Annotated in this window: 26 protein-coding genes and 2 tRNA genes; 21 read left to right on the forward strand and 7 right to left on the reverse strand. The window is 62.8% G+C overall.

Annotated elements, in window-relative coordinates; genetic code table 11:
- Positions 1–77: transfer RNA gene (locus LU671_RS24295), tRNA-Met, on the reverse strand.
- Between the two features lie 210 nt (positions 78–287).
- On the opposite strand from LU671_RS24295, the gene dinB reads away from it, so the two are divergent.
- Positions 288–1,346, forward strand: coding sequence for a DNA polymerase IV (gene dinB / locus LU671_RS24300; RefSeq protein ID WP_203652607.1), 1,059 nt, complete (start codon positions 288–290; stop codon positions 1,344–1,346).
- Between the two features lie 114 nt (positions 1,347–1,460).
- Here the strand turns inward: dinB and LU671_RS24305 are convergent, their stop codons facing one another.
- From LU671_RS24305 to LU671_RS24315, 3 genes are all read right to left on the reverse strand, one after another.
- Complete coding sequence (locus LU671_RS24305) at positions 1,461–2,414, reverse strand: hypothetical protein (RefSeq protein ID WP_203651239.1); 954 nt, start codon at positions 2,412–2,414, stop codon at positions 1,461–1,463.
- A 21-nt stretch (positions 2,415–2,435) separates the two neighbouring features.
- A complete protein-coding gene (locus LU671_RS24310) occupies positions 2,436–4,151 on the reverse strand; it encodes a proline--tRNA ligase (protein ID WP_203651240.1) in 1,716 nt (571 codons plus the stop codon).
- A 157-nt stretch (positions 4,152–4,308) separates the two neighbouring features.
- Complete coding sequence (locus LU671_RS24315; protein WP_232857158.1) at positions 4,309–5,604, reverse strand: OprD family porin; 1,296 nt, start codon at positions 5,602–5,604, stop codon at positions 4,309–4,311.
- Between the two features lie 762 nt (positions 5,605–6,366).
- Here LU671_RS24315 and LU671_RS24320 point away from each other — a divergent pair.
- Together LU671_RS24320 and LU671_RS24325 are read left to right on the forward strand one after the other, a co-directional pair.
- Positions 6,367–6,786 carry an HIT family protein gene (locus LU671_RS24320; protein WP_232857159.1) on the forward strand — a complete coding sequence of 140 codons (420 nt, stop codon included), beginning with the start codon at positions 6,367–6,369 and terminating at the stop codon, positions 6,784–6,786.
- 2 nt (positions 6,787–6,788) lie between these two features.
- Entirely contained in the window at positions 6,789–7,001 is a 213-nt protein-coding gene (locus LU671_RS24325) for a SlyX family protein (protein ID WP_232857160.1), read from the forward strand.
- A gap of 19 nt (positions 7,002–7,020) precedes the next feature.
- Here the strand turns inward: LU671_RS24325 and LU671_RS29480 are convergent, their stop codons facing one another.
- Positions 7,021–7,614 (reverse strand): cold-shock protein, encoded by a 594-nt coding sequence (locus tag LU671_RS29480; RefSeq protein WP_269806812.1) that lies wholly within the window; start codon positions 7,612–7,614, stop codon positions 7,021–7,023.
- A 268-nt stretch (positions 7,615–7,882) separates the two neighbouring features.
- On the opposite strand from LU671_RS29480, the gene LU671_RS24335 reads away from it, so the two are divergent.
- The 18 genes from LU671_RS24335 (at position 7,883) to LU671_RS24420 (ending at position 21,499) form a co-directional block, all read left to right on the forward strand.
- Positions 7,883–8,356: a Dps family protein gene (locus LU671_RS24335; protein WP_084854477.1), complete on the forward strand. Its 474-nt coding sequence runs from the start codon at positions 7,883–7,885 to the stop codon at positions 8,354–8,356.
- A 182-nt stretch (positions 8,357–8,538) separates the two neighbouring features.
- Complete coding sequence (locus LU671_RS24340) at positions 8,539–8,871, forward strand: ribbon-helix-helix domain-containing protein (RefSeq protein WP_203651244.1); 333 nt, start codon at positions 8,539–8,541, stop codon at positions 8,869–8,871.
- 89 nt (positions 8,872–8,960) lie between these two features.
- A complete protein-coding gene (locus LU671_RS24345) occupies positions 8,961–9,182 on the forward strand; it encodes an FmdB family zinc ribbon protein (RefSeq protein ID WP_050704473.1) in 222 nt (73 codons plus the stop codon).
- A gap of 94 nt (positions 9,183–9,276) precedes the next feature.
- On the forward strand, positions 9,277–11,052 hold the full coding sequence (gene aspS, locus LU671_RS24350) for an aspartate--tRNA ligase (RefSeq protein ID WP_203651246.1): 1,776 nt from the start codon (positions 9,277–9,279) through the stop codon (positions 11,050–11,052).
- 110 nt (positions 11,053–11,162) lie between these two features.
- The gene (locus LU671_RS24355) at positions 11,163–11,915 is read left to right on the forward strand and encodes a YebC/PmpR family DNA-binding transcriptional regulator (protein ID WP_050704475.1); all 753 of its coding nucleotides are present in this window, start codon (positions 11,163–11,165) and stop codon (positions 11,913–11,915) included.
- 185 nt (positions 11,916–12,100) lie between these two features.
- Complete coding sequence (gene ruvC, locus LU671_RS24360) at positions 12,101–12,625, forward strand: crossover junction endodeoxyribonuclease RuvC (protein WP_050704476.1); 525 nt, start codon at positions 12,101–12,103, stop codon at positions 12,623–12,625.
- 108 nt (positions 12,626–12,733) lie between these two features.
- A complete protein-coding gene (gene ruvA / locus LU671_RS24365; protein WP_232857161.1) occupies positions 12,734–13,351 on the forward strand; it encodes a Holliday junction branch migration protein RuvA in 618 nt (205 codons plus the stop codon).
- Positions 13,348–14,394, forward strand: coding sequence for a Holliday junction branch migration DNA helicase RuvB (gene ruvB / locus LU671_RS24370; RefSeq protein WP_203651256.1), 1,047 nt, complete (start codon positions 13,348–13,350; stop codon positions 14,392–14,394). The genes ruvA and ruvB overlap by 4 nt, the downstream gene beginning before the upstream one ends.
- 125 nt (positions 14,395–14,519) lie before the next feature.
- A complete protein-coding gene (ybgC, locus tag LU671_RS24375; protein ID WP_232857162.1) occupies positions 14,520–14,972 on the forward strand; it encodes a tol-pal system-associated acyl-CoA thioesterase in 453 nt (150 codons plus the stop codon).
- A 2-nt stretch (positions 14,973–14,974) separates the two neighbouring features.
- Positions 14,975–15,670 (forward strand): protein TolQ, encoded by a 696-nt coding sequence (gene tolQ / locus LU671_RS24380; RefSeq protein WP_023628695.1) that lies wholly within the window; start codon positions 14,975–14,977, stop codon positions 15,668–15,670.
- Between the two features lie 14 nt (positions 15,671–15,684).
- The gene (gene tolR, locus LU671_RS24385) at positions 15,685–16,137 is read left to right on the forward strand and encodes a protein TolR (RefSeq protein ID WP_011535155.1); all 453 of its coding nucleotides are present in this window, start codon (positions 15,685–15,687) and stop codon (positions 16,135–16,137) included.
- Positions 16,137–17,201, forward strand: a complete 1,065-nt coding sequence (gene tolA, locus LU671_RS24390; RefSeq protein WP_232857163.1) for a cell envelope integrity protein TolA — start codon at positions 16,137–16,139, stop codon at positions 17,199–17,201. Before tolR ends, tolA begins: the two co-directional genes overlap by 1 nt.
- A gap of 47 nt (positions 17,202–17,248) precedes the next feature.
- Complete coding sequence (gene tolB, locus LU671_RS24395) at positions 17,249–18,499, forward strand: Tol-Pal system beta propeller repeat protein TolB (protein WP_050704479.1); 1,251 nt, start codon at positions 17,249–17,251, stop codon at positions 18,497–18,499.
- Between the two features lie 54 nt (positions 18,500–18,553).
- A complete protein-coding gene (pal, locus tag LU671_RS24400; RefSeq protein WP_011535152.1) occupies positions 18,554–19,051 on the forward strand; it encodes a peptidoglycan-associated lipoprotein Pal in 498 nt (165 codons plus the stop codon).
- Between the two features lie 6 nt (positions 19,052–19,057).
- Entirely contained in the window at positions 19,058–19,867 is an 810-nt protein-coding gene (gene ybgF / locus LU671_RS24405) for a tol-pal system protein YbgF (RefSeq protein ID WP_050704480.1), read from the forward strand.
- Between the two features lie 160 nt (positions 19,868–20,027).
- The gene (gene queE / locus LU671_RS24410) at positions 20,028–20,675 is read left to right on the forward strand and encodes a 7-carboxy-7-deazaguanine synthase QueE (RefSeq protein WP_050704519.1); all 648 of its coding nucleotides are present in this window, start codon (positions 20,028–20,030) and stop codon (positions 20,673–20,675) included.
- Between the two features lie 13 nt (positions 20,676–20,688).
- Positions 20,689–21,363, forward strand: coding sequence for a 7-cyano-7-deazaguanine synthase QueC (gene queC, locus LU671_RS24415; protein ID WP_203651270.1), 675 nt, complete (start codon positions 20,689–20,691; stop codon positions 21,361–21,363).
- Between the two features lie 60 nt (positions 21,364–21,423).
- Positions 21,424–21,499, forward strand: a tRNA-Lys gene (locus tag LU671_RS24420).
- A gap of 71 nt (positions 21,500–21,570) precedes the next feature.
- Here the strand turns inward: LU671_RS24420 and LU671_RS24425 are convergent.
- Both LU671_RS24425 and LU671_RS24430 read right to left on the reverse strand, forming a co-directional pair.
- Positions 21,571–22,857, reverse strand: a complete 1,287-nt coding sequence (locus tag LU671_RS24425; protein WP_232857164.1) for an NAD(P)/FAD-dependent oxidoreductase — start codon at positions 22,855–22,857, stop codon at positions 21,571–21,573.
- 53 nt (positions 22,858–22,910) lie between these two features.
- Positions 22,911–24,464 (reverse strand): amino acid permease, encoded by a 1,554-nt coding sequence (locus LU671_RS24430; RefSeq protein WP_203651272.1) that lies wholly within the window; start codon positions 24,462–24,464, stop codon positions 22,911–22,913.
- Between the last annotated feature and the right edge of the window lie 51 nt (positions 24,465–24,515).

Genomic DNA, 24,515 nt, shown 5'->3' on the forward strand with positions numbered 1-24,515 from the left:
TGGTTGCGGGAGCCGGATTTGAACCGACGACCTTCGGGTTATGAGCCCGACGAGCTACCAGGCTGCTCCATCCCGCGCCTGTGAGATCGAATTCTACGGATTTCCTTCGTGGTGTCAAGTATTTAGTTCAAAAAAACCTTTTTTGTTCAAACCCTTAGCGCTTCAGATCGGGGTGCGCCTCAGTCGCGACGGGGCTTTCAGGCCGATCGTCCTGCACAGACTGTTTAGTGGTGGGGGCATGGGATACTATCTGTATGAATTTACAGTAGTGGCTGTCGTCCATGTCCCTGCGCAAGATCATCCATATTGATTGTGACTGTTTCTACGCCGCCATCGAGATGCGTGACGACCCGCGCCTGGTCGGTCGCCCCATGGCGGTGGGTGGGCAGCCGGGGCAGCGCGGGGTGATCGCCACCTGTAACTATGAAGCGCGTGCCTATGGCGTGCGTTCGGCGATGGCGTCCGGACATGCCATGAAATTGTGCCCGGACCTTGAGATCGTCAAGCCGCGCTTCGAGGCCTATCGCGAGGCGTCGCGGGAGATCCACACGATCTTTCGCGATTACACCGAGTTGATCGAGCCGTTGTCCCTGGATGAAGCGTACCTGGATGTCAGTGACAGCCAGTGGTTTGCCGGCAGCGCCACGCGGATTGCCGAGGACATTCGTCGGCGGGTGGCCCAGCAACTGCACATCACGGTGTCCGCCGGGGTGGCGCCGAACAAGTTCCTGGCCAAGATCGCCAGTGACTGGCGTAAACCCAACGGGCTGTTCGTCATCACTCCGGATCAGGTGGAAGAGTTTGTTTCCCACCTGCCGGTGGCGCGCTTGCACGGGGTTGGCAAGGTGACGGCGGACAAGCTCTCGCGCCTGGGGATCGACACCTGCCTGTCGCTGCGCGACTGGTCGCGGCTGGCGCTGGTTCGCGAGTTCGGCAGTTTCGGCGAGCGGCTGTGGGGGCTGGCGCGGGGGATCGACGAGCGTGCGGTACAGAACGACAGCCGGCGGCAGTCGGTGAGTGTCGAGAACACTTACGACCAGGACTTGCCTGATCTGAACAGCTGCCTGGAAAAACTGCCGGAGCTACTGGTCAGCCTGAACGAGCGGATAGCGCGGATGGACAGCAGCTATCGGCCCGACAAGCCCTTCGTCAAGGTCAAGTTCCATGACTTCAGCCAGACCACGATGGAGCAGGCGGGGGCGGGAAGGGATCTGGAGAGTTACCGTCAGTTGCTCAGCCAGGCGTTTGCCCGGGGTGGCAAGCCGGTGCGGTTGCTGGGGGTGGGGGTGAGGCTGCGTGATCTGCGCGGGGCGCATGAGCAGTTGGAGTTGTTCGACGATAAATAGAAGAGGGGCCGCCTTGCGGCCCATCGCGGGGCAAGCCCGCTCCTACAAAGCCAACACAGGACCTGTAGGAGCGGGCTCGCCCCGCGATGGGCTGCAAAGCAGCCCCTTTTCTGTTTACTGCACGCCTGGATCGGCTACCAGGCGCCCGGTGGCCTTGGTCAGGGTCTGCAGGAATTCCTGTTGCAGTTCCGGATCGTTGCGGGTCAGCTCGATCAGGCTCTGCTCCAGTTCACTGGCTTCTTCTTCCAGGCCCAGCTCCGACAGGCGCTTGACCCGATGCACCCACTGGCCGACATCATCGTCCTCGAGATCGTCGAAGATCAGCTCGTGAGCCTCGAGCAGCTTGCCACGCAGGTTGCCGCTGACCAGCAGGCTGGCGTCGCCGCGCACCTGGTTTTCCTCGTCGGCCACCTGCAGGTGCAGGGTGCCGATATGGTTGAGGTTCTGCTCGGAGAACGGGCTGTCGAGCAGGTTCAGGCGCAGCACACCGTTCTTGTCGGTGGTCAGCTCGTGGGTCATCTTGCCGGCTTTGACCTCAACCAGGCGCTCGTTCCACGGCAGGCTGATGGACTCCTCGCGCTTGCCCTTCTCGACCTCGTCGATACCGGCCAGGTTCTGCTGGGCGCGACCGTTGGACGGCACGTTCATGAACGGGTTGACGCCTGCCACGCCATAGCTGAGCCAGTCGTGGGTGACGCTGTCAGGCAGGTTGCCCAGGGCGAACACGTTGACCACGTTGGCGCCGATACCGGCCACCACCGCTACCGCACCAAGCGGGATCTCGTAGATCTCCCGCCAGGGTTGGTAGGGGGTGTAGCGGTCGTAGCGGCGGGTCACCTCGAACTCGGTGACCTCGAAGCGCTTGAGTTCATGGATGCGCACACGCCGTTGCGGAAGCTCCATCACCTTCGGCTCGCCGACGTCGATCTGCAGGCTGTGCTCGAGCAGCTTGCGCTCGACGCGCTCCTCATGGTCGCTGCGCTGGGACATCTGGTTGGCGCAGCCGCTGAGGAACAGGGCGCCGCACAGTGCGGCGCCCCCCAGGGTGTAGGTACTTCGCTTGGACATGATCACTCGCGTAACGGGTTATCAGCGGCGGATTTGGGCCTGCAGGAAGGACAGCGCGTCCGCGAGCGGCAGTGCCTGAGCCTCCGATTCGGTGCGGTGCTTGTACTCCAGGTTGCCTTCGGCCAGGCCGCGGTCGCTGACGACGATGCGGTGCGGGATGCCGATCAGCTCCATGTCGGCAAACTTGATGCCGGGGCTGGTCTTCTTGTCGCGGTCGTCCAGCAGCACTTCGAAGCCGGCGGCGGTCAGTTCGGCATACAGCTTGTCGGTGGCTTCGCGGACCACATCGGTTTCGTAGCGCAGCGGTACCAGAGCGATCTGGAACGGTGCCAGGGCGTCGTTCCAGATGATGCCTTTTTCGTCATAGCTCTGCTCGATGGCGGCAGCGACCACGCGGGACACGCCGATGCCGTAGCAGCCCATGGACAGCACGACAGGCTTGCCGTTCTCACCCAGCACCTGGCACTTGAGCGCCTCGCTGTACTTAGTGCCGAGCTGGAAGATATGGCCGACTTCGATGCCGCGCTTGATTACCAGGGTGCCCTGGCCGTCCGGGCTCGGGTCGCCTTCGACCACGTTGCGCAGGTCGGCAACTTGTGGAACCGGCAGGTCGCGCTCCCAGTTCACACCGAAGTAGTGCTTGTCGTCGATGTTGGCGCCGATGCCGAAGTCGCTCATCAGGGCGACCGAGCGGTCGATGATGCACTCCAGCGGCAGGTTCAGCGGGCCGAGGGAGCCTGCGCCGGCACCGATGGCGGCGCGCAGCTCGGCGTCGGACGCCATCACCAGCGGGTCGGCGACCTGCTCCAGCTTGGCGGCCTTGATCTCGTTGAGTTCGTGGTCGCCACGGACGATCAGGGCGACCAGCTTGCCTTCCTCGGCGCCATGCACGATCAGGGTCTTGACGGTCTTCTCGATCGCCAGGCCGAAGTTTTCCACCAGTTCGGCGATGGTCTTGGCATTCGGGGTGTCGACCAGGCGCAGCTCTTCGGTCGGGGCCGGGCGCACGGTTTCACGCGGGATGGCCTCGGCCTTCTCGATGTTGGCGGCGTAGTCGGAGCTGTCGCTGAAGATCACGTCGTCCTCGCCGGAGGAGGCGAGCACGTGGAATTCATGGGAGTAGCTGCCACCGATGGAGCCGGTGTCGGCCTGCACCGGACGGAAGTCCAGGCCCAGGCGGGTGAAGATGTTGGAGTACGCCAGGTGCATGCGGTCGTAGGTTTCCTGCAGGGAAGCCTGGTCGGCATGGAAGGAGTAGGCGTCCTTCATGATGAACTCGCGGCCGCGCATCAGGCCGAAGCGCGGACGGATCTCGTCACGGAACTTGGTCTGGATCTGGTACATGTTCAGCGGCAGCTGCTTGTAGCTGGACAGCTCGTTGCGCGCCAGGTCGGTGATGACCTCTTCATGGGTCGGGCCGACGCAGAAGTCGCGCTGGTGACGGTCTTTCAGGCGCAACAGCTCGGGGCCGTACTGCTCCCAGCGGCCGGATTCCTGCCACAGTTCGGCCGGCTGGATGCTCGGCATCAGCACTTCGAGGGCACCGGCGGCGTTCATTTCCTCGCGGACCACGGCTTCGACCTTGCGCATCACCCGCAGGCCCATCGGCAGCCAGGTGTACAGGCCGGAGGCCAGTTTGCGGATCATGCCGGCACGCAGCATGAGCTGGTGGCTGATGACCACTGCATCGGCCGGGGTTTCTTTCTGGGTGGCGAGCAAATATTGACTGGTGCGCATGGTGGGCCGTGTCGATTGCCTGAATGTGAAATGACCCCGCATTGTACGGGGGCGAAACGAAAGCGTACAGAATGCAGCACTGGCGCGGTTCTGTCAGCCAAGAAAAAGCCCGGCGATTGCCGGGCTTCTTCATTCGCGGAGCGATGCAAGCGCGGGCTTACAGGATGCTCAGCGGGTACTCGACGATCAGGCGCAGTTCGTCGATCGAGCTGGAGCCGTAGTAGACACCATCTGCGGAGCGGTAGGTGGCTTGACGTACGCGGAAGCTCAAGTCTTTGGCCGGGCCTTCCTGCAGGACGTATTTAACGTCGATATCGCGTTCCCATTCCGAGCCGTTATCGGTAGTGCGGGTCTTGGCGTCGGTACCGCGGGCGTAACGGGTCATGAAGGTCAGGCCTGGGATGCCGTACTCGGCAAAGTTCAGGTCGTAGCGTGCCTGCCAGGATTTCTCGTCTTCGGCGTTGAAGTCCGAACGGGCGATGGAGTTGGCCAGGAACACGGTACCGCCGCCGTCTACGCCATAGGCGTAATCGCCGTCGCCGCTGACTTTCTGGAAGGCCAGGGTGAAGGTGTGGGCGCCGATGTTGTACGCGGCCGAAAGGCTGGCGGCAATGTTGTCAAGTTTGTTGGAGCCGTCTGCCTTCTTGACCCAGGCGCCAGTCAGGTTCTGGCCAATGGACTTGGTGTCATAGATGTTGAAGTCAAACACCAGTCCTTGCTTGTCGCTGATCGGCAGTGCCCAGTTGACGTTGCCGTACCATTTACGGAAGTGATCCTCGACGTGCGAGTAGTAGACGCTGGTGCTCAGGCTATCGGTGATGGCGTAGGTGCCGCCCAGGACATCGGCTTCCTTGAGGCGGAAACTGTCACGGTTGGTTTCTGCTTGAGCGGTCAGGCTGGTGAAGCGACCGGCGTGCAGGGTGAGGCCTTTGATCTCATTGCTGGTGATCAGGCCGCCTTGAGCAATTTCGGGCAGCAGGCGGCTGTCATCGGTAGCAAACACCGGCAAGGCGGTGAACTGATCGCCGACCTTCAGCACGGTGTCGGAGATACGGAACTTGGCTGCTGCGCCAGCCTTCGAGTAGTCGTCCTGGGAGCGGCCGTCGAGAGCGGTGGGGAACAGGCCGGTGCCAGCGCGGCCTTTGCCGCTGTCCAGTTTCAGGCCAAGCATGCCGACGGCGTCGAAGCCTACGCCCACAGTGCCCTGGGTAAAGCCGGATTCGTAGGTACCGACAAAGCCCAGGCCGGTCTCTTCGGCGCGGCTCTGACGGTTACCCTCGTCATCCCGGTCGTTGTTGCGGAAGTCACGGCTGAAATACAGCATCCGGGTCTTGACGTTGAGTTTGCTGTCTTCAAGGAAGCCCTTGGACTCATCCTGCGAAGAGGCGACAGCCAGCTGCGAAGTCCCTGCCGCTACGGCCAGGGCGATCATGCTCCACTTCATCACGCGCATCGTGATTTGCTCCTTTGGTTTTTAGGAAGAGTACCGCCGCACCCGGGTATTTTAATTATGGGGCCGGCTCTTTCTTGTTATGTCGGCGAAAATGTATATCACGCGGACTATTCTTGGCGATATGGGCAGAAACAACCTTTCGGTAACTTTATGGCCATGTCGCTGTTGGTTGTCTCCATGTCGCAAATCACGCCTGTCATATAAGGGCGTACAACTCCAGCGCTGTCTCGAAACCGTCATATTTGTATAAATACAAAGTACGGCTTGTGAAACTCCCTGGTTTATCCGATGCCGCTGTTGTTATTTGTCGCGTTCACCCTGCGATGCAGGGGTCGTGCCGACTTGGCGTGAAGCGAATGCAACAAGCGTGCTCAAAATCGCGAACGCTTGATGAAATTTTCACATTTGCCTCGAAAAGACCTGGGAAACCTCCGCAAACACGGGCTGCGGCCGGTATGTCGGTGGGGTGCGATCCTCCCTTGCGTTTGCGTGTGAAGCTGCCTTCCAAGTCAAGGTGTTACCGTCGATTGTTTATCCTGGCTGTTTTATGTGAAGGATGTGTGGCGCTGGCCTGACGAGCGGCATCATTTTGGTGCGAAAAGTAGCGCAGTGTTACCGAAGCGGGGCGTTGATGTTGTCATTCGCGTGCCACAAATGCCCTGGGTCGACGTCGACGGGTGTGGCAGCGGTCGAAGCGGAGTATCCTTGCGCGCCTGTGCCCGACCGCTCGGAAGGGCTGAATCGCTTGTAAGGAGGTTTGCCGTGTTTACCCTCGATTCGCGTCTGCAGGAGGATTCCCTGGTGCTGGGCGACCTGCCGCTGTGCCGCCTGCTGCTGAGCAAGGATGCCAACTACCCCTGGTTCATCCTGGTGCCACGTCGCGCCGATATCAGCGAAGTGTTCGAGCTCGAGGACACGGACCAGCAGCAGCTATGGGTCGAGACGACTGCCTTGGCCGAAGCGCTGAAGGATGCCTTCGCCGCCGACAAGATGAATGTCGCGACCCTGGGCAACGTGGTCAGCCAGCTGCACATGCACGTGATTGTGCGTCGCCAGGGCGATGCCGCCTGGCCTGCCCCGGTGTGGGGCAAGGTGCCGGCCATCGGCTACACCCAGGAGCAGATCGACGGTATTCGCCAGCAAGTGCGCGCGCTGCTGGGCGAAAGCTTCAAGGAGGCGTGAGGATGTCGCAGGAGCTGGAAATGCGCATGATCGAGCTGGAGACCCGCCAGGCGTTCCAGGATGACAGCTTGCAGGCGCTCAATGATGTGATTGTCGAGCAGAGCCGGGCGATCGAACGCTTGCAATTGCAGATGGCGGAGCTGATCAAGCGCTACGAGGAGATGGCCGGCCAGCAGGGCGGCGGGGGAGAGGAAGCGCCGCCGCCTCATTATTGAGCACGGCGGCGGCAAAGGGTCAGCGGCGCGCGACGGCGACCACGTCTTCGGCCTGCAGGCCCTTGTCGCGGTGCATCACCGAGAACTCCACGCGCTGGCCTTCGACCAGAACCCGGTGGCCCTCGCCGCGGATGGCGCGAAAGTGCACGAAGATATCGTCACCGGAGTCGCGGGAGATGAAGCCGAAGCCCTTGGACGTGTTGAACCACTTCACGGTGCCGGTATCGCGATTGCCTGCGTCATGCGAGGTGCCCTGGGTGGAGCGGGCCTTTCGCGTGCCGCGAACGAAGCTGGCAATCAGGTGCAGGGCGCAGGCCAGGACAGCACAGGCCAGGGCTGGCAGGTTGCCCAGCTCCGGGCGGGCCAGCAGGGTGAGGGTCTGCAGCACCACGGCCAGCACCAGCAGCAGGCTGGCGGCGTGTTGCAGTTGCTGGCGCAGGCCTTTGTAGTACTGCGGCAGTACCGGGGCGATGACCAGGTTGATGAGCCCGAGCAGCGCCAGGTAGACGGCCTCGGGTTGTTGCAGGAAGGGTGTTGCGTCAGCTTTCAGGCTAGGTATGAGCGATAGCAGCAACGCCGCCAGGCCCGTCACCAGATGGACGATCTTGAACATTGGTTTGGCTCACATTGATAAGGCCGATCACAGGATGAGCTGGTCGCACGGTGCGCGTGAACGAGTAGGCGCGAAAACGTGGCGGGCCAGCCTATGCACCCGGCACTGACAATCCGCACGGGTGGCACAGTGCCTATTTAACAGCAAAGACGCAGGCTTCTCAAACCGGCTGGCACGGGCGGTCCTGTGCCGCATGCGCCAGCCGGAAACTCTTGTTAGAGTGTTTACTGCCCGCTTGATGATCAAGCCTTATGGAAAGGGGAGCTTCATGGCAATCGATATCGGTATCAGTGAAGAAGATCGCAAGTCCATCGTCGATGGGTTGTCCCGCCTGTTGTCGGATACCTACGTGCTGTATCTGAAAACCCATAACTTCCATTGGAACGTCACCGGTCCGTCGTTCCGCACCCTGCACCTGATGTTCGAAGAGCAATACAACGAGCTGGCCCTGGCGGTCGATTCGATTGCCGAGCGCATTCGCGCCCTGGGCTTCCCGGCGCCGGGTTCCTACGCCTTCTATGCCCGCCACTCCTCCATCAAGGAAGAGGAGGGGGTGCCGCCTGCCGATGAAATGATCCGCCAGCTGGTGCAGGGGCAGGAGGCGGTGGTGCGTACCGCGCGCAGCATCTTCCCGGTGGTGGACAAGGTCAGTGACGAGCCGACCGCTGACCTGCTGACCCAGCGCATGCAGGTCCACGAGAAAACGGCGTGGATGCTTCGAGTCCTGCTCGACGGGAACTGATTGCCGGTTGCTTGTCGTTCTACCCAGTGAATCCGGGCCCGATACCGCCAGCGGTATCGGGCCCGCGTGTTTGCGGGGAAGGGTTTGCCGCTGCTATCGGCCTGGCCGGTGGCGCTTCATGACGGTCATGGACCCATTCGGCTGACGAACGGGGTGTGGTTTCGTGACGATGGAGCGGTGCGATGGGCGATCCGATGCGTGGTATCGATGGTAATGCAAGGCAGGGGGGTGGCAACCCTCGTCTCGACCCGTTCAGGCGGGATTTCGACATGGCCCAGGCCGGGCCCGTGTCGCGCTCGGTGCGGCTCAACGGCTTTGCCACCTGCCTGCGCCTGGAGGTGGTCTACTGGCGCATCCTGGAGCGTATCGCCCAGGCCAACCGCTGTTCGGTGAGCGCCGTGTTGTCCTATGTGGATCGCGAGGTGCACCTGCGCCATGGCGGGGTGAGGAATTTCAGCGGCCTGGTCCGGGTGATCTGTGTCACTTGGCTGCAGGAAGCGCGAGACGCGCACTGATCGCCGGGCTGCGCTGCTCTCCTTTACCATATATAATCCCGCTCTTTGCTGCCTTGGGCAGCGTGCGATGTGGTTGACGAGAGACACCCATGCCCCTGTACGACTATCAATGTGCATCCTGCGAACACCAAATGGAGGTGTTGCAGAAGATCAGTGCCGCGCCGCTGACCGATTGCCCGGCGTGCCAGGCGCCGGCATTGAAGAAGCTGCTGTCGGTCCCCGGCTTTCGCCTGAGTGGCAACGGCTGGTACGAGACCGACTTCAAGACCGGGGCGAAAAAGAATCTGGCAGGCGGCGACAAGGCCGACTGAGTTGAATTGCACCCGCCAGGTCTTGCAGTATTAGCCCCTTGGGCGGCCAAGACCTCCACCGAACACACGAATCACGAGAAGCGAAACCACGATCATGATGCGCAGCCATTATTGCGGCCAACTGAACGAGTCCCTGGACGGCCAGGAAGTCACCCTTTGCGGCTGGGTCCATCGTCGCCGCGACCACGGCGGGGTGATTTTCCTCGACATCCGTGACCGCGAAGGCATGGCCCAGGTCGTGTTCGACCCGGATCGCGCCGAAACCTTCGCCGCCGCCGACCGCGTGCGCAGCGAATATGTCGTGCAGATCACCGGCAAGGTACGCAAGCGCCCTGACGGCGCGGTGAACGCCAACATGGCGTCCGGCGCCATCGAGATCCTCGGCTACCAGTTGAAGGTGCTCAACGAAGCGGAAACCCCGCCGTTCCCGCTGAACGAATACTCCGACGTCGGCGAGGAAACCCGCCTGCGCTATCGCTTCATCGACCTGCGTCGTCCGGAAATGGCCGACAAGCTGCGCCTGCGTTCGCGCATCACCAGCAGCATCCGTCGCTTCCTCGACGAGAACGGCTTCCTCGACGTCGAAACGCCGATCCTGACCCGTGCCACCCCTGAGGGCGCGCGTGACTACCTGGTGCCGAGCCGCACCCACGCTGGCAGCTTCTTCGCCCTGCCGCAGTCGCCGCAGCTGTTCAAACAGCTGCTGATGGTCGCCGGCTTCGACCGCTACTACCAGATCGCCAAGTGCTTCCGTGACGAAGACCTGCGCGCCGACCGCCAGCCGGAATTCACCCAGATCGACATCGAGACCAGCTTCCTCGACGAGTCCGAGATCATGGGCCTGACCGAAAGCATGATCCGCAAGCTGTTCAAGGAAGTGCTGGACCTGGAATTCGGTGAGTTCCCGCACATGACCTTCGAAGAAGCCATGCGCCGCTACGGTTCCGACAAGCCGGACCTGCGTATTCCGCTGGAACTGGTCGACGTCGCCGACCAGCTGAAGGATGTCGACTTCAAGGTCTTCGCCGGTCCCGCCAACGATCCGAAGTGCCGCGTCACCGCCCTGCGCCTGCCGGGCGGCGCCAGCATGCCGCGCAGCAAGATCGACGAGTACACCAAGTTCGTCGGTATCTACGGTGCCAAGGGCCTGGCCTACATCAAGGTCAACGAGCGCGCCAAGGGTGTCGAGGGTCTGCAGTCGCCGATCGTCAAGAACATCCCCGAGGCCAACCTCAACAACATCCTCGACCGCGTGGGCGCCGTGGATGGCGACATCGTGTTCTTCGGTGCCGACAAGTTCAAGATTGTCAGCGAGGCCCTGGGCGCGCTGCGTATCCGCCTGGGCCACGACTTCGAGCTGCTGACCTGCGAGTGGGCGCCGATGTGGGTCGTCGACTTCCCGATGTTCGAAGAGAACGAAGACGGCAGCTTCACCGCGCTGCACCACCCGTTCACCGCGCCGAAGTGCACCCCCGAAGAGCTGGAGGCCAACCCGGCCACCGCGCTGTCGCGTGCCTACGACATGGTCCTGAACGGCACCGAGTTGGGTGGCGGTTCGATCCGTATCCACCGTAAAGAGATGCAGCAAGCGGTATTCCGCCTGCTGGGCATCGAGGCGGCGGAACAGGAAGAGAAGTTCGGCTTCCTGCTCGACGCCCTGAAGTTCGGCGCGCCGCCTCACGGTGGCCTGGCCTTCGGCCTGGATCGCCTGGTCATGCTGATGACCGGCGCCCAGTCGATCCGTGAAGTGATCGCCTTCCCGAAAACCCAGAGCGCCGCGTGCGTCATGACTCAGGCCCCAGGCCTGGTCGATGCCAAGGCCCTGCGTGAGCTGCACATCCGTCTGCGCGAGCAGACCAAGGTCGAGTGATCGACCGGGGCGCCTCGGTCACGGGGTGCCCCCGCGCTTGAGGCGCAGGATTCTTCACGTTCCGCCCTTCGGGGCGGAACCTGTTTCTGTTTCAAGGATTCGGAGTCGTTATGGCTGGTCATTCCAAGTGGGCGAACATCAAGCACCGCAAAGAGCGCCAGGATGCCAAGAGAGGCAAGGTCTTCACCAAGTGGATCCGCGAACTGACCGTCGCGGCCAAGCAGGGCGGCCCTGACCCGGCCTCCAACCCGCGCCTGCGCCTGGCGCTGGACAAGGCCCTGGGGGCCAACATGAGCCGCGACATCATCGATCGCGCCGTGGCCCGTGGTGCCGGCACCAACGAAAGCGACAACGTCGAAGAGCTGAGCTACGAGGGCTATGGCCCGGGCGGCGTGGCGATCATGGTCGAGGCCATGACCGACAACCGCAACCGTACCGCCGCCGCCGTGCGTCATGCCTTCACCAAGTGCGGTGGCAACCTGGGCACCGACGGCTCGGTGGCCTACCTGTTCGAGCGCAAGGGGCAGATCAGCTTCGCCGCTGAGCTTGCGGTCGACGAGGACGCACTGATGGAAGCCGCGATGGAGGCCGACGCCGACGACGTGGTGGCCAACGACGACGGCTCCTTCGAGGTGTTCACCTCGTTCAACAGCTTTTATGCCGTGCGCAATGCGCTCGAAGAGGCTGGCTTCAAGGCCTCGGACGCCGAGATCGTGATGCAGCCGACCACCAGTGCCGAGCTGGACAAGGATGGCGCGGAGAAGGTGCTCAAGCTGATCGACATGCTCGAGGACCTGGATGACGTGCAGAACGTCTACTCCAATGCGCAGATCTCCGATGAGATCATGGAAAGCCTCGGCTAAGGTGTTCTGGCGATCCTTGCCGGTTCTTTGAATTTGTCAGCGCCTGTCCCGGCCCTTTCGCGGGTAAACCCGCTCCCACAGGTACTGCACCGACTCTGAACGTGGTGCAGTACCTGTGGGAGCGGGTTTACCCGCGAAGGGGCCGGCACAGTTTGCCGAGATGCATCAATTTTTCCACAGGCACTATGACTCTGATTCTTGGTATCGACCCCGGCTCGCGCATCACCGGCTTCGGCGTGGTCCGCCAGACCGCCCGTGGTTGCGAATATGTGGCCTCGGGCTGTATCCGCACCGGCGGCGGCGAGCTGCCCGAGCGACTGCAGATCGTCTTTCGTGGCGTGAGCGAGATCATCCGTGAGCATGGCCCGGTGACCATGGGCATCGAACGGGTGTTCATGGCGCGCAATGCCGATTCGGCGCTCAAGCTGGGCCAGGCCCGGGGCGCGGCTATCGTTGCCGCGGCCGAGGCGGGCCTGGAGATCGCCGAGTACAGCGCCAGCCAGGTCAAGCAGGCCGTGGCCGGTACCGGCGGGGCCAATAAGGAACAGGTGATGATGATGGTCATGCACCTGCTCAAGCTGACCCAGAAGCCGCAGATCGACGCCTCCGACGCCCTGGCCATCGCCCTGTGCCATGCCCATACCCGTTCCAGCCTGATTCCCCATGGGCTGGCGACGGCGCGGCGGCGCGGCGGGCGCTTGCGTCTGTAACCGCTTCATGCGCTGATACACATTTTGTCCGGGTGGCGCGCGCTCCCGGCGCATTTGCTGATAGGGTGGACCGGTTTTCGACCGGCGCCCGAGAGGAAGGAACGGAACGTGATTGGACGTTTGCGTGGCACCCTGGCGGAAAAACAGCCGCCGCACCTGATTATCGACGTCAACGGCGTGGGCTATGAGCTCGAAGTGCCGATGACCACCCTGTACCGCCTGCCCAAGGTCGGCGAGGCAGTGACCGTGCACACCCACCTGGTGGTACGCGAAGACGCCCACCTGCTCTATGGTTTCGCGGAAAAGCGCGAGCGCGAGCTGTTCCGCGAGCTTATCCGCCTGAACGGCGTAGGGCCGAAGCTGGCGCTGGCGCTGATGTCCGGCCTGGAAGTGGACGAGCTGGTGCGCTGCGTGCAGGCCCAGGATGCATCGGTCCTGGTGCGTGTGCCCGGTGTCGGCAAGAAAACCGCCGAACGCCTGCTGGTCGAGCTCAAGGACCGCTTCAAGGCGTGGGAAACCTCCCCGGCGATGTTCACCCTGGTCTCCGACGGCCCGCTGCCGGCTGCCAGTGAATCCTCGGCCGAGGCCGACGCGGTCAGTGCCCTGGTCTCCCTGGGCTACAAGCCGCAGGAAGCGAGCAAGGCGATTGCCGCGATCAAGGACAAGGCCGGTCTGAGCAGCGAGGAACTGATCCGTCGCAGCCTTAAAGGGATGATTACCAAGTGATCGAGACCGACCGCCTGATCGCCGCCAGTGGGCGCGACCGCGAAGAAGTCCAGGACCGCGCGATCCGCCCGCTGCGCCTGGACGACTACATCGGCCAGCCGGTGGTGCGCGAGCAGATGGCGCTGTTCATCCAGGCCGCGCGCGGGCGCAACGAATCCCTCGACCATACGCTGATCTTCGGCCCGCCCGGCCTGGGCAAGACCACCCTGGCCAACATCATTGCCCAGGAGATGGGCGTGTCGGTCAAGAGCACCTCGGGCCCGATCCTCGAGCGCCCGGGCGACCTCGCGGCAATGCTGACCAACCTCGAACCTCATGACGTGCTGTTCATCGACGAGATCCACAGGTTGTCGCCAGTGGTCGAGGAAGTGCTCTATCCGGCGATGGAAGACTTCCAGCTGGACATCATGATCGGCGAAGGCCCGGCCGCGCGCTCGATCAAGCTCGACCTGCCGCCGTTCACCCTGGTCGGCGCCACCACCCGCGCCGGCATGCTGACCAATCCGTTGCGTGACCGCTTCGGTATCGTCCAGCGCCTGGAGTTCTACAGCAACAAGGACCTGGCAACCATCGTCAGCCGTTCGGCTGGTATTCTCGGGCTGCCGATGGACGACAAGGGTGCCTTCGAGATCGCCCGTCGGGCGCGGGGCACGCCGCGGATCGCCAACCGCCTGCTGCGGCGGGTGCGCGACTTTGCCGAAGTGCGTGGCAAGGGCGAGATCACCAAAGCCGTGGCGGACATGGCGCTGAACCTGCTGGATGTCGACGAGCGTGGCTTCGATCACTCCGACCGGCGTCTGCTGCTGACCATGATCGAGAAGTTCGACGGCGGCCCGGTGGGGCTCGACAACATTGCCGCGGCGATCGGCGAAGAGCGCCACACCATCGAGGACGTGCTCGAGCCCTATCTGATCCAGCAGGGCTACATCATGCGTACCCCGCGAGGCCGCGTGGTGACCCGACACGCCTACCTGCATTTCGGCCTGAACATCCCCGGGCGCTTCTGCGAAGGTGGCGAATATGCCGCCCAGGACGACGAATGACAGATCGAATCGGGAATTTCGTGGTCCTAGCGCTGGCACGCCGCAGGCTCGCTGGCAATAGGACATTATTGATGAAAAAACAGTTACCGCTGCGGATTGGCAAGTTCAGGAGTAACCACTAGAGTATGCGCGCGCAAAATGGGCTGGAACCGTTCGCACACCGCTGTCGCGTCTATTACGAGGATACCGACGCCGGCGGCGTGGTGTATTACGTCAACTACCTGAAATTCATGGAGCGCGCCCGCACCGAGCGGCTGCGTCACCTGGGGTTCTCCCAGGCCCAGCTGGCGCAGGACAACCTGCTGTTCGTGGTCCATTCCAGCGAGGCGCGCTACCACGCGCCGGCCCGCCTGGACGATGAGCTGCGGGTGACCGCGCAAGTGCTTGAACTGAATCGTGCCAGCCTGCGCTTCGTGCAGCAGGTGTGGCGAACACAGGATGAAGTGCTGCTCTGCGAAGGGCAGTTCCTGGTGGCCGCTGTGCGCGCCGACACTTTCAAACCCCGGGCCATTCCCCCAGCGCTGCGCGACGCGTTCCTGGCGGACGGCACGGGTACTCAATCGAACGCAGGAGAATAAGCGTGGAAGCAAACGTCGTCGACCATACCTCCATGTGGAGCCTGGTCGCCAATGCCAGTGTCGTGGTTCAGCTGGTAATGCTGACCCTCGTGGCAGCCTCGGTGACCTCTTGGATCATGATCTTCCAGCGCAGCACCATGCTGCGCGCCGGTCGTCGTGCACTGGACGCTTTCGAAGAGCGCTTCTGGTCGGGCATCGACCTGTCCAAGCTGTACCGCCAGGCGGGTAGCAACCCCGACCCGGATTCGGGTGTCGAGCAGGTGTTCCGCGCCGGCTTCAAGGAGTTCTCGCGCCTGCGCCAGCAACCGGGCGTCGACCCGGACGCGGTCATGGAAGGTGTCGGTCGTGCCATGCGCGTGGCTATCTCCCGTGAGGAAGAAAAACTCGAGCAGAGCCTGCCGTTCCTGGCCACCGTCGGTTCCACCAGCCCGTACATCGGCCTGTTCGGTACCGTGTGGGGCATCATGAACTCGTTCCGCGGCCTGGCCAGCGCCCAACAGGCGACCCTGGCCACCGTGGCTCCCGGTATCGCCGAGGCCCTGATCGCCACCGCGATCGGCCTGTTCGCCGCGATCCCGGCCGTTATCGCCTACAACCGTTTTGCCGCGCGCAGTGAAGTGCTGATTGGCCGCTACTACACCTTCGCCGACGAGTTCCAGGCGATCCTGCACCGCAAAGTACACACCAGCGAAGAGTGATCAGGTAGAAACCCATGGCCCGAGTTCGCCACAAACGCAAGCCGGTCGCCGAGATGAACGTGGTGCCCTACATCGACGTGATGCTGGTACTGCTGGTCATCTTCATGGTGACCGCCCCCATGCTCAACCAGGGCGTGAAGGTGGATCTGCCCAAGGTTTCCAGCGAAGCCCTGCCGCAGGACAACAACGTCCAGGTCCTGACCATCTCGATCAAGGCCGACAAGACCTACTACTGGAACCTTGGTAGCGAAGTAGACACCGACAAGCAGATGGACAAGGCCATGACCTTGCCGGAAATGACCGGTGCGGTGACCAAGATCATCGCCGCCGGCCGTGACCAGGGCAAACAGACCCAGGTCTTCATCCGTGGCGACAAGGCCGTCGACTACGGCGCGGTCATGGGCGCCATGGGCGGGTTGCAGAAGGCCGGTGTCGGTAACGTTGGCCTGATTACCGAGGCGCCCTGATGCAGCAGCGAGAGCCATCCGCCTCGGAAAGCTACTTCTGGCCCAGTGTCTGGGCCATCGGCCTGCATGTGCTGGTGTTCGGCATGCTGTTCGTCAGCTTTGCCATGACGCCCGAGCTGCCGCCGTCCAAGCCCATCGTCCAGGCCACGCTCTATCAGCTCAAGTCCAAGAGCCAGGCGACCACCCAGACCAATCAGAAGATTGCCGGGGAAGCGAAGAAAACCGCCTCGCGCCAGACCGAGGTCGAGCAGCTGGAACAGAAGAAGATCGAGCAGGAGGCCGTGAAGGCCGCGGAACAAAAGAAAGCCGACGCCGCTCAAAAGGCCGAGGAGGCTCGCGAAGCCGCCGAGGCGAAGAAAGCCGAGGCCGCCGAGCAGAAGAAAGCCGCCGAGGCCAAGAAAGCCGAGGAAGCGAAGAAGGCCGCTGAAAAGCAACAGGCTGACATCGCCAAGAAGAAGGCTGAGGAAGAGGCCAAGAAACAGGCCGACGAAGAAGCCAAGAAACAAGCTGCGGAAGAGGCGAAGAAGAAAGCCGCCGAAGACGCGAAGAAAAAAGCTGCCGAGGACGCCAAGAAGAAAGCGGCGGCCGAGGACGCGAAGAAGAAGGCAGCTGAAGAGGCCAAGAAAAAGGCCGCGGCAGACGCCCAGAAGAAAAAGGCACAGGAAGCGGCCCGCAAGGCGGCGGAAGACAAGAAGGCCCAGGCGCTTGCCGAGCTGCTGTCCGACACCACCGAGCGGCAGCAGGCGCTGGCCGACGAGCAGGGTGACCAGGTGGCCGGCGACTTCGACGACCTGATCCGCATGCGCGCGGCTGAAGGTTGGGCGCGTCCGCCATCTGCGCGCAAGGGCATGACGGTAGTTCTGCAGATCAACATGCTGCCGGACGGCACCATCACCAACGTGAGTGTGGCCAAGTCCAGCGGTGACGGCCCGTTCGACAGCTCGGCCGTGGCCGCGGTGAAGAACATTGGTCGGTTGACCGAGATGCAGGGCTTGAAGCCGAGCGATTTCAATCCGTATCGTTCATTCAAGATGACATTTACACCTGAGGATCTAGCGTTGTGATTAAACGTCTGAGAGGACTCCTGGTCTTGCTCTGCTGCGTGGCAGGCATGGCCATGGCAGAGGAAAAGAACATCCTGGTCACCAGCGGTAGCGACCGGGCAACCCCCATTGCGGTAGTACCGTTCGGCGTGCAGGGCGGCAGCGTGCTGCCCGAGGACATGGCCGACATCATCAGCAACGACCTGCGCAACTCCGGCTACTATGGTCCGATCCCGCGGCAGAACATGATCAGCTTGCCAACCCAGGCCAGCGAAGTGATCTTCCGTGACTGGAAAGCCCTGGGCGCCCAGTACGTCATGGTCGGCAGCATCGTCCCGGCAGGCGGTCGCCTGCAGGTGAGCTATGCGCTGTTCAACGTCGCCACCGAGCAGCAAGTGCTGACCGGCAGCGTTGCCGGCGGCGTCGACCAGCTGCGCGACATGGCCCACTACATCGCCGACCAGTCGTTCGAGAAGCTCACCGGTATCAAGGGTGCGTTCTCGACCCGCATGCTGTATGTGACTGCCGAGCGTTTCTCGACCAACAACACCCGCTACACCCTGCAGCGTTCGGACTACGACGGTGCCCGTGCAGTGACCCTGTTGCAGTCGCGTGAACCGATCCTGTCGCCGCGTTTCGCGCCGGATGGCAAGCGTATCGCCTATGTCTCGTTCGAGCAGAAGCGCCCGCGCATCTTCATCCAGCACATCGACACCGGTCGTCGCGAGCAGATCACCAACTTCGAGGGCCTGAACGGCGCCCCGGCCTGGTCGCCTGATGGCACCCGCCTGGCGTTTGTGCTGTCCAAGGACGGCAACCCGGACATCTACGTGATGAACGTGGCTTCGCGCCAGATCACCCGCGTGACCGCAGGCCCTGGCATCAATACCGAGCCGTTCTGGGGCAAGGATGGCAACACCCTGTACTTCACCTCCGACCGTGGCGGCAAGCCGCAGATCTACAAGCAGTCGGTTGGTGGCGGTGGCGCCGAGCGCGTGACATTCGTGGGTAACTACAACGCCAACCCGAAACTGTCGGCGGACGAGAAGACCCTGGTGATGATTCATCGCCAGCAGGGTTTCACTAACTTCAAGGTGGCCGCTCAGGACCTGCAACGTGGAAGTGTAAAGATTCTCACCGAGACCAGTCTTGATGAGTCTCCCACTGTTGCGCCAAACGGCACCATGCTAATCTACGCCACCCGCCAGCAGGGCCGGGGAGTCTTGATGCTCGTGTCGCTTAACGGCCGCGTGAGGCTCCCACTTCCTACCGCTCAAGGCGAAGTCAGAGAACCGTCCTGGTCCCCTTACCTGAACTGATTGCGGCGTAACACGTTTTGCTTAACACACTGGGGTTTCATTAGGAGTTTCACGATGGAAATGCTGAAGTTTGGTAAATTCGCTGCGCTGGCTCTGGCCATGGCTGTAGCTGTAGGTTGCTCCTCGAAAGGCGGTGACAACGCTGGTGAAGGCGCTGTTGATCCGAACGCTGGCTACGGTGCCAACACTGGCGCTGTTGACGGCTCCCTGAGCGAAGAAGCCGCCCTGCGCGCAATCACCACCTTCTACTTCGAATACGACAGCTCGGACCTGAAGCCAGAAGCCATGCGCTCCCTGGACGTTCACGCCAAGGACCTGAAGTCCAACGGCAACCGCGTTGTCCTGGAAGGCAACACCGACGAGCGCGGCACCCGCGAGTACAACATGGCTCTGGGTGAGCGTCGTGCCAAGGCCGTTCAGCGCTACCTGGTTCTGCAGGGCGTTTCCCCTGCTCAGCTGGAACTGGTTTCCTACGGCGAAGAGCGTCCAGTTGCCACCGGCAACGACGAGCAGTCCTGGGCTCAAAACCGTCGCGTAGAACTGCGTAAGTAAGTTCTTATGCGTATGTGCCGTCGTGCTGTAACCGTCCTCGCACTCAGCCTGCCCCTTTCGGCGTGGGCTGCGGTTCCCGTAGTAGATGACAACGCGGGTGGCTATCCACCCGCGGGTTATGGCACGAGCGGCGCCTATGCCGGAGCAGGGGCTTCGGCCCCTGCTTCTGCAAATGGCCAGCTGTTCATGCAGCTGCAGCAGATGCAGGACCAGATTTCCCGCCAGCAAGGCATCATCGAAGAGTTGCAGAACGATGTGTCGCGCATGAAGCAGGAAAACCTCGAGCGCTACCAGGATCTCGACCGCCGCCTCAGCAGCGGTGCCGCGCCTGCCGCGACTCCAGACAATTCCTCCACCGGTGGCGCGAACAACGCAGCCACGGGTGCCGCTGCCGGCGCCAGCGCCGCGCAGCCACCGGCCGCCAGCAGCGAGCCGGGTGATCCGGCGAAAGAGAAGCTGTATTACGACGCCGCTTTCGACCTGATCAAGCAGAAGGACTTCGACAAGGCCAGCCAGGCCTTCAACGCCTTTCTGCGCAAGTACCCCAACAGCCAGTACGCCGGCAATGCCCAGTACTGGCTCGGCGAGGTCAACCTGGCCAAGGGCGACCTGCAAGGCGCCAGCCAGGCGTTCGCCGAAGTCGGCCAGAAGTACCCGAAACACAGCAAGGTGCCGGATTCGCTGTACAAACTGGCCGATGTCGAGCGCCGCATGGGCCACACCGACAAGGTCAAGGGCATCCTGCAGCAGGTCATCACCCAGTACCCCGGCACCTCCGCCGCGCAACTGGCCCAGCGCGACCTGCAGAAGCTCTGAGCGACCCGTTGATGAAGAAACCCGCGCCTGTCGCGGGTTTTTTCGTTAGAATCACTGCCCTTTTTTCTTAAACACGCTGCCGCGGATAACGCCATGTCGAGTCCGCGACAGTGCCTGACGGAGGCGGACAGCCTGTTCAGCTGTCACGCCCGTGGCGATCATGCAAGACACATTACGCATCACCGAAGTGTTTTACTCGTTGCAGGGTGAAACGCGAACGGCCGGGCTGCCCACGGTTTTCGTGCGCCTGACCGGTTGCCCCCTGCGCTGCCAGTACTGCGACAGTGCCTACGCCTTCAGTGGCGGCACTATTCGCACCCTCGACTCGATCCTCGAGCAGGTCGCCGGCTTCAAGCCGCGCTACGTCTGCGTGACCGGCGGCGAGCCGCTGGCCCAGCCCAACGCGCTGCCGTTGCTGCAGCGCCTGTGCGATGCCGGTTACGACGTGTCGCTGGAAACCAGCGGCGCCCTCGATATCAGTGGTGTCGACACCCGGGTCAGCCGCGTGGTCGACCTCAAGACCCCGGGCTCGGAAGAATCCCATCGCAATCGCTACGAGAACATCGAGCTGCTGACCGGCAATGACCAGGTCAAGTTCGTCATCTGTTCCCGCGAGGACTACGATTGGGCGGTTTCCAAGCTGATTCAGTACAACCTGGCCGAGCGCGCCGGGGAAGTGCTGTTCTCGCCCAGCCACCATCAGGTGAGCGCCACCGACCTGGCCGACTGGATCGTCGCCGACAACCTGCCCGTGCGTTTCCAGCTGCAGCTGCACAAGCTGCTGTGGAACGACGAACCCGGACGTTGAGGAGAAAAAAGACATGACTGACAAACGCGCGGTAATCCTGCTGTCCGGTGGCCTGGACTCGGCCACCGTGGTGGCCATGGCCAAGGCCGACGGCTACCAGTGCTACACCATGAGCTTCGACTACGGCCAGCGCCACCGCGCCGAGCTCAATGCCGCAGCGCGGGTGGCCCGTGACCTGGGCGTGATCGAACACAAGGTGATCGGCCTGAACCTCGACGGCATCGGTGGCTCGGCCCTGACCGACAGCAGCATCGATGTGCCCGAGGCGCCGAGCGAGGGGATTCCGGTCACCTACGTGCCGGCTCGCAACACCGTGTTCCTGTCCCTGGCCCTGGGCTGGGCGGAGGTGCTCGAAGCCCGTGACATCTTCATTGGTGTCAACGCCGTGGACTACTCCGGTTATCCGGACTGCCGCCCGGAATTCGTCGAGGCCTTCGAGCGCATGGCCAACCTGGCCACCAAGGCCGGTGTGGAAGGGCAGGGCTTCCGTATCCAGGCGCCGTTGCAGAACTTGAGCAAGGCGCAGATCGTCCAGGCGGGCATCGCCCGTGGCGTGGACTACAGCCTGACCGTTTCCTGCTACCAGGCTGATGACGACGGGCGTGCCTGCGGCAAGTGCGACAGCTGCCGTCTGCGTGCCGACGGCTTCAAGGCGGCCGGCATAAAGGACCCCACCCGGTATTTTTGAATTTTTTGCGATGGGGTGTTGATTTCCTCTGAGAAATCAGTAATATACGCGCCATCCAACGGGTCGTTAGCTCAGTTGGTAGAGCAGTTGGCTTTTAACCAATTGGTCGTAGGTTCGAATCCTACACGACCCACCATATGCAGTACGAAAGAGCCCGCCTTCATGGCGGGCTTTTTCATGCCTGTCGAAAAGTGCCCTGGCCCACTGTCAACGATTCAACCGCCGCGCATCGAAGGCATCACGCGCCTGGTAGGCAGTGTAGGTGGCCTGCGCGGCCACCAGGCCGGCCAGGCCGAAGGTACGTTCGAGGCCGAACTGGCTGAAACCGCTCGGGATCGGCAGGCGACGGGCGATGGCGTCCGCCAGCACTTCGCCAGCGACCGTGGTCGGGGCCATGCCGTGGCCGCCGAAGCCAACCGCGTGCCAGATGCCGTTGTCGTCCTGGCCGATCTGCGCCATCTGGTGGCGTCCGTAGCTCATCAGGCCGCCCCAGGAGTATTCCAGTTCCACGTCCTCGAGTTGCGGGTAGACGCTCACCAGGTCTGCCTTGAGCAGCCTGGCGATGGCCTGCGGCCCGCGATCGAGGATGGAGATGCGTCCGCCCCATAGGATCCGGGTGTCTTTTAGCGGGCGGTAGTAATCGAAGGCGAAGCGTGTGTCGTAGATGGCCGACTGGCAGTTGATGGCCTCCGACAGGCGATCGCCCAGTGGTGGGGTGGTCACCACGTAGGTGGCGATCGGCAGCACGGCGCGTTCGATCGGGGCATAAACGCCGCGGCTATAGCCCCCTCCGGAGAACACCACTTCCTCGGCATGGACTTCGCCCTGGCCGGTGCGCACGATGTAGCCGCCAGCCTTCTTCTCGATGCCGGTCACCGGCGACTGCTCAAAGATCGTCACCCCGGCCTGGGACGCGGCCTGGGCGAGGCCGCAGACGTACTTGAGCGGGTGGAAGTGGAAGGCGTTGCGCTCCAGCAACCCGCCGTAATAGCGCTCGGTCCTGAGCTGTTCCTTCAGCTCGCCGGGTGCGATGTATTCCCAGTCGACGCCATAGGCCTGCTTCATCAGCTGGCGCGGTTTCTCCAGGCGCGACGGGTCGTTGAACCAGTTGGCGAGGATCACGCCCTGGTCGACCAGGTCGCAGTCGATGGTGTAGCGGCGGGTGCGTTCGCGGATCAGGTCGACGGCGTCGAGTGTCAGCCGATACAGCTTGCGGGCCTCGTGGGCGCCCAGCGCCGATAGCAGGTCGGCGTTGCCGAGGCTGTAGCCGCCGAAGACGAAGCCGCCGTTGCGTCCCGAGGCGCCATGGCCGACACGTTGCGACTCGAGCAGGGTCACATCGCTCACTCCGCGCTCGGCAAGCCCGATCGCGGTCGACAGGCCGGCCAGGCCGCCACCCAGGATGCAGACGCGGGTATCGGTGCGGCCGCTTTGGGCGGGGTAGAAGGTTCTGCTGGCGGTGGCTTCGTAGTAGGAGTCGAAGGTGCTGTTCATCAGGGTCCCGGAGCAGTGGTGGGCGGACCGGAGCGGGTCCGCCAATGGAGTGTTCAGGCGGGCTGCTGGCTGGCCGCGAGCGCATCGCCGGCGGGCTCTGCCTTGCTGCGTTCGGCCTTGCGCATCTCGATGCTGGAGAAGTCCATTTCCCTGTAGCGCACCACCCTGGAACCTGTCATCAGCTTGTGCCCGAACCAGACCACCACGAACAGCACCAGACCGACGTAGGTGGCGAAGGCGCCGATCCAGTCGATCTGCCCGCCGATGAATGCCTGGTAGTTCTGTCCGAGCATCACCACCATGCACAGGCCGAAGGCGAACAGTGGGCCGAACGGGAAGTACTTCGACACATACGGCAGTTTCGCCAGGTCGTTGCCATGGAACAGGTAGCCGCGGCGGAAGCGGTAATGGCTGATCGCGATACCCAGCCAGGCGATGAAGCCAAGCATGCCGGAGGTGTTCAGTAGCCACAGGTAGAGCTTGCCGGGGCTGAACAGGAAGCTCAGCAGGCACAGGCCGGCGACTGCGGCGGTGGCCAGCAGCGCCCAGACCGGCGTGCCGCTGCGAGTTACCCTGGCGAAGATGGCCGGCGCCTTGCGCTCCAGCGCCAGGCTGTAGAGCATGCGCGAGGAGGCGTACATGCCCGAGTTGCCGGCGGACAGCACCGAGGTCAGGATCACCGCGTTCATCACGGCGGCGGCGGCAAGCATGTCGGCCTTGGTGAAGATCAGGGTGAACGGGCTAATGGTGACGTCCGACAGTCCGTCCTTGAGCAGCCGTGGGTCGGTGTAGGGGATCAGCAGGCCGATCACGACGATGGTCAGCACGTAGAACAGCAGGATGCGCCAGAAGATCTGGCGTACGGCCTTGGGAATATTGCGCCCCGGGTTTTCCGTTTCGCCGGCGGCGATGCCCACGAACTCGGTGCCCTGGAACGAGAAGCCGACGATCATCGCCACGCCGATCAGCGCTGGCAGGCCGCCGGCGATGGGCGCGTCGCCGATCTGCCAGAGATGGGCGCCGCCGTCCTGGCCGCCTTCGAGGATGCCCAGCAGCATCAGCACGCCCACGGCGATGAAGATGATGATGGTGATGACCTTGATCAGGGCGAACCAGAACTCGGCCTCGCCGAAGAAGCGCACCGAGGCGACGTTGAGGGCGAACAGCAGTACCAGGAAGGCCGCGCTCCAGATCACCCCGGGGGTGTCCGGGAACCAGTAGAGCATGATGATCTGCACGGCCACCAGGTCCACGGCGATGGTCACGGCCCAGGAGTACCAGTAGTTCCAGCCCAGGGCGAAGCCGAAGCTTTCTTCGACGTAGCGCGAGGCATAGGTGGAGAACGAGCCGCTGACCGGCATGCACGCGGCCATTTCGCCGAGGCTGGTCATCAGGAAGTAGACCATCAGGCCGATCACCGCGAAGGCCAGCAGCGCGCCGCCGGGGCCGGATTGGGCGATGGTGGCGCCGGAGGAGACGAACAGGCCGGTGCCGATGGAGCCGCCGATGGCGATCATGTTCAGGTGGCGGCTGGTGAGCGTGCGTTTGAGGTGTCCGGAAGGCGGGGTTGCGGCAGTCAAACTTGCGTTGTTGTTCGAATGGGTCATGGGCAACCTATTGGATCTGCATTCGGGTGAGTTGTTGTTTTTGTTGTGATC

Source organism: Pseudomonas sp. NMI760_13 (genome assembly GCF_021283245.1).
In the GTDB taxonomy this organism is placed as follows: Bacteria; Pseudomonadota; Gammaproteobacteria; order Pseudomonadales; family Pseudomonadaceae; genus Aquipseudomonas; species Aquipseudomonas peradeniyensis.